Source organism: Mesorhizobium sp. M7A.F.Ca.CA.001.08.2.1 (assembly GCF_003998455.1).
GTDB lineage: Bacteria > Pseudomonadota > Alphaproteobacteria > Rhizobiales > Rhizobiaceae > Mesorhizobium > Mesorhizobium ciceri.
Window position 1 is genome coordinate 1 of the sequence record NZ_RZPW01000236.1, and the last position, 8,211, is coordinate 8,211.

7 protein-coding genes and 1 pseudogene are annotated in these 8,211 nt (G+C 62.9%); 5 read left to right on the plus strand and 3 right to left on the minus strand.

All coding sequences use genetic code 11. The features are described from left to right. Positions 1 to 55: 55 nt before the first annotated feature. On the minus strand, positions 56 to 1,030 hold the full coding sequence (locus EN914_RS15820; protein WP_024502798.1) for an adenosine deaminase: 975 nt from the start codon (positions 1,028 to 1,030) through the stop codon (positions 56 to 58). Between the two features lie 134 nt (positions 1,031 to 1,164). On the opposite strand from EN914_RS15820, the gene ubiE reads away from it, so the two are divergent. From ubiE to coaBC, 5 genes are all read left to right on the plus strand, one after another. Beyond that, entirely contained in the window at positions 1,165 to 1,941 is a 777-nt protein-coding gene (gene ubiE, locus EN914_RS15825; protein WP_024502799.1) for a bifunctional demethylmenaquinone methyltransferase/2-methoxy-6-polyprenyl-1,4-benzoquinol methylase UbiE, read from the plus strand. A 70-nt stretch (positions 1,942 to 2,011) separates the two neighbouring features. Continuing rightward, entirely contained in the window at positions 2,012 to 3,586 is a 1,575-nt protein-coding gene (gene ubiB / locus EN914_RS15830; protein WP_024502800.1) for a 2-polyprenylphenol 6-hydroxylase, read from the plus strand. An 81-nt stretch (positions 3,587 to 3,667) separates the two neighbouring features. After that, positions 3,668 to 3,925, plus strand: a complete 258-nt coding sequence (locus tag EN914_RS15835; RefSeq protein WP_013529622.1) for a FitA-like ribbon-helix-helix domain-containing protein — start codon at positions 3,668 to 3,670, stop codon at positions 3,923 to 3,925. 2 nt (positions 3,926 to 3,927) lie between these two features. Next, positions 3,928 to 4,350 (plus strand): type II toxin-antitoxin system VapC family toxin, encoded by a 423-nt coding sequence (locus EN914_RS15840; RefSeq protein ID WP_024502801.1) that lies wholly within the window; start codon positions 3,928 to 3,930, stop codon positions 4,348 to 4,350. Further along, on the plus strand, positions 4,347 to 5,579 hold the full coding sequence (gene coaBC / locus EN914_RS15845; RefSeq protein ID WP_024502802.1) for a bifunctional phosphopantothenoylcysteine decarboxylase/phosphopantothenate--cysteine ligase CoaBC: 1,233 nt from the start codon (positions 4,347 to 4,349) through the stop codon (positions 5,577 to 5,579). Before EN914_RS15840 ends, coaBC begins: the two co-directional genes overlap by 4 nt. 85 nt (positions 5,580 to 5,664) lie before the next feature. On the opposite strand, the gene EN914_RS15850 is transcribed toward coaBC, so the two are convergent. Together EN914_RS15850 and EN914_RS15855 are read right to left on the minus strand one after the other, a co-directional pair. After that, a complete protein-coding gene (locus EN914_RS15850) occupies positions 5,665 to 6,243 on the minus strand; it encodes an invasion associated locus B family protein (protein ID WP_024502803.1) in 579 nt (192 codons plus the stop codon). 35 nt (positions 6,244 to 6,278) lie between these two features. Beyond that, a pseudogene (locus tag EN914_RS15855) lies at positions 6,279 to 8,211 on the minus strand (autotransporter outer membrane beta-barrel domain-containing protein); the annotation flags it as partial.

Sequence of the window (8,211 nt, forward strand, 5' to 3'; positions counted from 1 at the left end):
TGCGCCGGCCAAGGAACCGCTTGGCCCGCACCGACCACAGCTTTGTCGGCGGAAATCAGCGTGCCGCGCTGTTCAACCGGGCAAGAAGTGCCGTCTTTGTCTTTCTATCGACGAAAGCGGCCTCGATGGCCGTTCTGGTGACGGCGGTCAGCGCCTTGTCGTTCATCGAGAAATGCTCGGCAGCGATATCGTATTCACGCTTGAGCGAGGTCCAGAAATAGGGCGGATCGTCGGAATTGAGCGTCACCTTGCAGCCTGCCGCCTGCAGGGCCGGAAACGGATGATCGGCGAAACTGTCGAACACCTTGAGCGCGATGTTGGAACCGGGGCAGCATTCCAGCACGACACCCTGGTCGGCGATGCGCCGGACGAGGTCCGGGTTCTCGATGGCGCGAACGCCATGGCCGATGCGAGACGGGCGGATGTGATCCAGCGCCGCCTGGACGGTCTCCCAGCCCGTCAGTTCGCCGGCATGGATGGTGATGCCGAGCCCGGCTTCGCGAGCGATCTCGAAAGCCCTGACATAGTCCTCCATATCACCGATCCGCTCATCGCCGGCAACGCCGAAACCGGTGACCAGCGGATGCCCGCAGCGCGCCGCGAAGCGCGCCGCCTGCTCGATCGACTCGACGCCGACATGGCGCACGCCGGTGACGATCATGCGGCCCTCGATGCCGGTCTTGGCCTTGGCGCGGGCCATGCCTTCGCCGAGCGCGTCGGTATAGGCCTTGGGCGACAAGCCGGCTTTTTTAGCGTGGTCCGGCGAGGTGAACACCTCGGAATAGATGGCGCCATCGCGGGCAAGGCTGGTCAGATAGTGGTCGGCCAGCCGCGCATAGTCCTCCTCGGTCCGGAACAGATCGGCGGAAAAATCATAAGCCGCCAGGAAGGAGGTGAAATCGTGCCAGACGAAGGAACCGTTCTGGATATAGGGCGAGGTGTCCTTGCCGTATTTCTGCGCCTGGCGGATGACGAGTTCGGGCGCCGCTGCCCCTTCGATGTGGCAGTGCAGTTCCGCTTTCAAAGGCATTCAATCATCCCGTCGGTCCGTCCAGGTCTCGAAAACCCGCCACCTGGAAGCGCGGCTGAACACCGCGCCTTAAACAATAGCGCCCGCACCATCGATCGGCTATGGTCCCGCCGGTTTTATGACGGATCAAAAAAATGTCAGTTGAGAGAACCACGGCCGCGGGCGGCATGGAAACCTCCTATGGTTTCAAGCGTGTAGGGGCTGGCGACAAGCAGTCCCTGGTCAACGATGTTTTCCACAAGGTCGCCAACCGCTACGACCTGATGAACGATCTGATGTCGGCCGGCCTGCACCGGCTGTGGAAGGACGCCATGGTCACCTGGCTCAATCCGCCTAAACGGGCGGGCTGGAAGGTGCTCGACGTTGCCGGAGGCACCGGCGACATTGCCTTTCGCATCGTCGATGCCAGCCACGGCAATGCCCATGCCACCGTGCTCGACATCAATGGCTCGATGCTGGCTGTCGGCCGCGACCGGGCCGAAAAGAAGGGCCTGTCCGGCAACACCGATTTCGTCGAGGCCAATGCCGAGGAACTGCCCTTCCCTGATGCCACATTCGATGCCTATACCATCGCTTTCGGCATCCGCAACGTACCGCGCATCGAGGTGGCCTTGGGCGAAGCGTTTCGCGTGCTGAAGCCCGGTGGGCGCTTCCTGTGCCTGGAATTTTCCGAGGTCGAGATGCCGCTGCTCGACAAGGCCTATGAAGCCTGGTCGTTCAACGCCATTCCAAAGATCGGCAAGATGGTCACCGGCGACGGCGAGCCCTATTCCTATCTGGTCGAATCGATCGCCAGGTTTCCCAACCAGCAGAATTTCACGACGATGATTTCCCGCGCCGGCTTCGACCGCGTTTCCTTCCGCAACTATTCCGGCGGTATTGCAGCACTTCATTCGGGCTGGAAGCTTTGAGGCCGGACCGCATTTCTCACAATCGACGCGTGCTATGCCGGTTCAAAGAGCCGGCAGGGTTGGCGCTGCCATGAGCAATGTCAGTGCAGGATTCCGGCTCGTAAGGGCCGGCTGGGTGCTGGTCCGCGAGGGTGTCGTCGCCGCTCTGCCGGGTGAGGAACTGTCCGGCCTGCCGAAGTTCGGCTGGCGGATGGCACGGCTGTTCACGCGCCGCCGCGCGCTGGCCTATGAGCGCAGCGACCGGCTGGCCAAGGCGGTCGTCCGGCTCGGTCCCTCCTATGTAAAGCTCGGCCAGTTCCTGGCGACGCGGCCCGACGTCGTCGGCAACGACATGGCGCTCGATCTCGCCATGTTGCAGGACAAGATGCACACCTTTCCGAAGGCCGAAGCCATAGCGGCCATCGAAGCCTCGCTCGGGCGCAAAGTCGGCGATCTCTACGCTCAATTCGGCGATCCGGTCGCCGCCGCCTCCATCGCCCAGGTCCATGCCGCCGATGCCATGCATGACGGCGTTGCCACCAAGGTGGCGGTCAAGGTGATCCGGCCCGGCGTGCGCCGCCGCTTCTTCCAGGATCTTGAAAGCTATTTCCTTGCCGCTCGCCTGCAGGAGAAATACATCCCCTCGTCCCGCCGGCTGCGGCCGGTCGAGGTCACCCAGACGCTGGCTCAGACCACCAAGATCGAGATGGATCTTCGCCTCGAGGCGGCGGCCCTCTCGGAGCTCGGTGAAAGCACCAGGCACGACCCCGGCTTTCGCGTGCCGTCCGTCGACTGGGAGCGTACCGGCCGCGACGTGTTGACCATGGAGTGGGTCGACGGCGTCAAGATGAACGACATTGCCGGACTGGTCGCGGCGGGCCACGATCTGAAAACCATCGCCACAAACCTGATCCAGTCGTTCCTGCGCCACACGCTGCGCGACGGATTTTTCCACGCCGACATGCATCCGGGCAATTTGTTCGTCGAGGCGAACGGCACCATCGTTGCCGTCGATCTCGGCATTGCCGGCCGGCTCGGCAAGAAGGAGCGCCGCTTCCTCGCCGAAATCCTCTACGGCTTCATCACGCGCGACTATCTGCGCGTCGCTGAGGTCCATTTCGAGGCCGGCTATGTGCCGCGCCAGCACAATGTCGCGGCCTTCGCGCAGGCGATCCGGGCGATCGGCGAGCCGATCCATGGCCAGCCGGCCGAGACCATCTCGATGGCCAAGCTTCTGACGCTGCTGTTCGAGGTTACCGAGCTCTTCGACATGGCGACGCGGCCCGAACTGATCCTGCTGCAGAAGACCATGGTGGTGGTCGAGGGCGTGGCGCGCACGCTCGACCCGGCCTTCAACATGTGGAAGACTGCCGAGCCGGTGGTCGGCGACTGGATATCAGGCAATCTTGGGCCGCGTGGTATGATGATGGATGCGCGCGATGGCGCCAAGGCGCTGCTGACGCTGGCCCGCCAGGTGCCCGAGCTTGCGGCGCGCACTGACCGGCTGTCGCGCGAGATCGACCTGATGGCCGAGCATGGCCTGCGCTTCGACGAGACCACTGCCCACGCCATCGGCAAGGCCGAAGCGCGCTACAGCCGCTCCGGCCGCTGGGCACTCTGGGTGATCGCGCTGACGCTGGTCTATATCGCCTGGAAGATGATCTGAGTTCTCGGTGACAGCAGTGCCGGCATTGCTATCATTGAAAGCAACGCTTTCATGGACTACGTTGAGGTAAGGAGCAAAAACATGAGCACACTTACCATCCGCAATCTCGACACCAACGTGAAGCAGAAACTGCGTGAGCGAGCTGCCGTGAGGGGAGTCTCAATGGAAGAGGAAGCGCGTAGCGTTCTTGCCAAGAGTGTTCTTTCGGACGGTGTGGACCAAGACCCTCGGGGAGAGTCACTCTATGCCGCGATTCGTAGGCTGGTTGAGCCCCATGGCGGTTTCGATGTCGAGTTGCCGGAGCGCGGCCCTACGCGCGAGCCACTGAAATTTGACTAACCATGTTCGTGCTGGATACGAATGTTATCTCGGAAACCTTCAAACCACGGCCGGATGCAGGGGTGGCTACCTGGATGGATAGCTCGCTCGCAACCCGCTCATATGTCACGGCGATGACCAAGGCAGAGCTGCTCGTTGGGCTTGCGAACATGCCGGACGGAACGCGTAAGGCTGCACTGGGTAGTGTCATCGGGGCCTTTTTCACCAAATGGCTCAAGACCCCAGTGCTCGCGTTCGGTGACCGCGAAGCCGAAGCATACGCGGAGATTGTTTCGAACAGACGATTTCTGGGACGTCCTATACGCGAATTTGACGCACAGATCGCCTCGGTTGCTCGCTCGCGGGGCTTTGCGGTGGTGACTAGAAATGTTGCTGACTTTTCCGATTGCGGTATCAGCATAGTCAATCCTTGGGAGGGTGCATGAGCCTCTCCGGCAAGCGCATCCTGCTCATCATCGGCGGCGGCATCGCCGCCTACAAAGCGCTGGATCTGATCCGCCGGCTGCGCGAGCGCGGGGCTGCGGTTCGGGTGGTCATGACATCGGCCGCGCAGGAATTCGTCACCACGCTGTCGGTCGGCGCGCTCTCCGCCGACCATGTTTTCACCGAGCTGTTCGACCGCAATGACGAACACGATGTCGGCCATATCAGGCTGTCGCGCGAGGCCGATCTGCTGGTGGTGGCGCCCGCCACGGCCGACCTGATGGCGAAGCTCGCAAACGGCCACGCCAACGATCTGGCCTCCACCGTGCTTGTCGCCACCGACAAGCCGGTGCTGATGGCGCCGGCCATGAACCCCAGAATGTGGGCGCATCCGGCCACCCGCCGCAACCGCGCGACGCTGCAGAAGGACGGCGTCACCTTCGTCGGCCCGGCCAGGGGCGAGATGGCCGAAAGCAATGAGACGGGCGAAGGCCGCATGGCCGAACCGCTGGAGATCGTTGCCGCGGTCGAGGCGCTGCTCGATGTCGGCCCCAGGCCGCTGTCGGGGCGCAAGATCATCGTCACCTCCGGCCCGACCCATGAGCCGATCGACCCGGTGCGCTACATCGCCAACCGCTCGTCCGGCAAGCAGGGCCATGCGATCGCGGCAGCACTGGCCAGGCTCGGCGCCGATGTGCGCCTCGTCTCCGGCCCTGTCGGCATCGCCGATCCCCCCGGAGTGAAGACCATTCACGTCGAGCGGGCGCAGGAGATGCGCGACGCGGTGGAACGGCTCTTGCCCGCAGATGCGGCGGTGTTCGTCGCCGCCGTGGCCGACTGGCGCACCGAGAACTCGGCCGGTGAGAAGATCAAGAAGGTCGCGGGCGAAGGGCCGCCGGTGCTGCGCATGGTCGAGAATCCCGACATTCTCGCCGGCGTCGGCCATCACAGCCAGCGACCCGGCCTGGTTATCGGCTTCGCCGCCGAGACACAGGATCTCCTGCGCAACGCCGAGGCCAAGCTCAAGAAGAAAGGCGCCGATCTCATCGTTGCCAACGACGTGTCGCAGGGAAGCGGCGTCGGCTCTTCGGGCGTGATGGGCGGCGATCGCAACCGGGTGCGGATCGTGTCAAAGGCCGGTGTCGAGGAATGGCCGGAGATGAGCAAGGACGAAGTGGCGGCTCGGCTTGCCGCCCTGATCGCCGAACGGCTTAAAACAATCGTCGTTTGACTGAAAAATGTTCTGCTGCAGTGACGCACCGCCCTGCCGCGAGACTGCGTTCAGGCGGCGCGCGCTTTAAGTCCTGCGGCTCACATCAATTGGTCAAAAGCTCCGCGGTTCGGGCAAGTGCGCCGGCGAAGCCGTTGAGCGGAATGGAAAAGCTCACCGCTTGTCCGGTGTCTGCCGCGAAAGCGTCGATCTTCAGCGTGGTGCCTGATTTCAGCAGCGGCGTGACAGTCGCATCGAACACCACCGGCACCAGACAGCCGACGACCTGGCAGGTGTTGAACGCCAGGCTGCCGTCCAGCTTCTGATCGTCGATGGTCAGGCTCACCCCCTTGGCCAGCGCCAGGCCGAACGGCAGCGCAAGCGTTCCCGTGGCATCCTCGCCGGTCTTGCTCGACAGCTCGATCGCCAGCAGGCGCTGATTGTTTTGCTTGTTGAATTGCTGATGCGACAGGCTGCAGGTTTTGGTCGCGCCTGATATCTGGCAATTGACCGTCCAGTCGCCGTGGGTTTCGGACAGTGCCGACGCGCCACCGGGCAACTGCGGCGCATCGGCGGCAGCCGGTGCCGCGACCGCCTTGTCGCTCTTGGTTTGCGCTGCCACGGCCGGCACACCGACGGTGCAGGCAACACCCAGCATCGCCACGAAATACGCGAACTTCCTCATCAAGACCCCTCCCGCCCGGCTCCGCCTCGGGCCAGCTAGAAGCTGACCTTGAGAGACGCGCTGATCGCGTTCTGTTTAACCGTTTCGCCGAAGGCGCCATTATATCTGACGGACATGCCGACGCCATTGACGCCATTCAGTTCAAGGCCGGCGCCGACCCGATAGAGCGGCGAATCGACGGCCTCCGTCAAGTGCAATGCGGGGTTGCCAGGCAGATTCTCCGCCGCCGCGAAGCGACCTTCGATTTCCCACTCCTTGTTGGAAAACTCCGCCCCGGCCTTGCCGTAGACGCGAAGGCTGGCAATGTCGCTGAGCGCGATGTCGGTGCCGATCTCGATTGCAGGGGTTGCAGAATAGTAGGTGTTGGCCGAGCCATCGAAGTTGAAGGCGGCGACCGAACCCTCCTCCGTGCCTGAGACACGCAGCCAGCGCGCGTCGAACTGCACTGTCGGCTGCAGATAGAAGGCGCCCATCTCCCGGGTGAAACCCAACCGCGCCGAGCCGCCGAACATCGCGGTCTTCTGTGTGTAGGTGACGCTGCTGCCGATGCCAGGCAGCATTACCTCGTCGAGATAATCACCCGCCAACGTTTCGCCCGGAATGTAGAATGCCGGGTCGATATGGGTGTCGCGTTCGCCCTTGAACGAGCCCGTGCCGCCACCGAGTGCAAAGTCCACGAAGTAATTCTTGTTGGTATATTTGGCCAGCGCATAGGCCTGCCAGGCCTCGCCGGTGGTCTCCGACAGCAGGTCGCCATCAAAGCCGATCTTGGAATCGAACTCTGTGCGGCCGATGGTGGCGCCAAGCGACCAGTTCTGGCCAATCTCGCCAATGCCGCCAAGCGACATCGTCTTCAGGACGTCGTCGCGGCTTGTAGTGCCAGCACCCGCGTCGCGGCCGTACTCGGCCTGCGGGCTGATCGTTGCCCAGACGCAGCGGCCGTCGGGATTCTTGTAGGCAGGCACGCCAGTACACTCACGCGCCGCTTCCAGCATCATGTCGGCTTCGCGGTTGATCATGTCGAACGTATGCACGGCATAATGCGGTGTGAGCCGGGTCAATGCTGCACCCAGTTCCTCTTCATTGGGCAGGAAGCGCAGCATGTTGATCAGCCTGGCCATCGGGTTGTCCGGGGTCGATGCTGCCTCGACATCGTCAAGGTACTGCGCCATCTGGAACACGCCGGGATCGGTGGTGCCGGACCCCGGATCCTGCGCCAGTTCCAGGAATGTCGGGTTGTCGGCGTAAAGAACGAGATCGGTGCCGCCATCCACCCGGAACTGGAAGTTGAAGCCCACTGCCGGATGCAAGGTCTTCGCTGCTATGCCGGAGTCGGTCATCCCCGAGCCATTGGCGACCACATATTCCGTGAACAGCTTATCGATCGACAGGAAATTCAGCGGCGCTTCGCCGTTGAAGTCACCGGCCGCCGTTAGTGCCAGGGCATCCGTGATCTGGTTGTTGAGATCCACATCGGTGACGAAATCGCCGGAGAGGTTTTGTTTGAAGCCGCCGCCGACATCCACCTTCGCCACCACGCCGATGCCCTGGTTGGTATAGAGCCCGTCATTGGTGAACAGCCCGCCGCCGAGATCGATGGTTTTCAGTCCGACCATCGAGGCATCCGCAAAATTGTGGAAGCTGTTGTTGCCGCCGCCGAGATCGATGTTGCCGATGACGCGTCCCAGCGTGTCGCCCAGCGGCGAATTGTCGACATGGTCATCACCCGACGTGCCGGTAATGGCCAGCGGACTGAAATCGTCGAGCAGCGATTCCAGGATCGCATTGGTCGGCACGACGGGACCGGGCGCCAACAGGAAGGTCTGGAATGCCTGGATATCCGCTGCCTGGATCTCGAATGTCGGCGTCGCTCCCATTGCGTAGAGCAGGCTGTGGTTGGTCAGCGCGTTGTTGGCGCCGCCGACGAGCATGGCGGCAACGCCGGTTCCGGCGCCGCCAATCGTGTAG

Excerpts from the sequence above, each read along its gene's own strand:
- EN914_RS15820 (WP_024502798.1), bottom strand. The coding sequence starts at position 1,030 with ATGCCTTTGAAAGCGGAACTGCACTGCCACATCGAAGGGGCAGCGGCG.
- ubiE (WP_024502799.1), top strand. The coding sequence starts at position 1,165 with ATGTCAGTTGAGAGAACCACGGCCGCGGGCGGCATGGAAACCTCCTAT.
- ubiB (WP_024502800.1), top strand. The coding sequence starts at position 2,012 with ATGAGCAATGTCAGTGCAGGATTCCGGCTCGTAAGGGCCGGCTGGGTG.
- EN914_RS15835 (WP_013529622.1), top strand. The coding sequence starts at position 3,668 with ATGAGCACACTTACCATCCGCAATCTCGACACCAACGTGAAGCAGAAA.
- EN914_RS15840 (WP_024502801.1), top strand. The coding sequence starts at position 3,928 with ATGTTCGTGCTGGATACGAATGTTATCTCGGAAACCTTCAAACCACGG.
- coaBC (WP_024502802.1), top strand. The coding sequence starts at position 4,347 with ATGAGCCTCTCCGGCAAGCGCATCCTGCTCATCATCGGCGGCGGCATC.
- EN914_RS15850 (WP_024502803.1), bottom strand. The coding sequence starts at position 6,243 with ATGAGGAAGTTCGCGTATTTCGTGGCGATGCTGGGTGTTGCCTGCACC.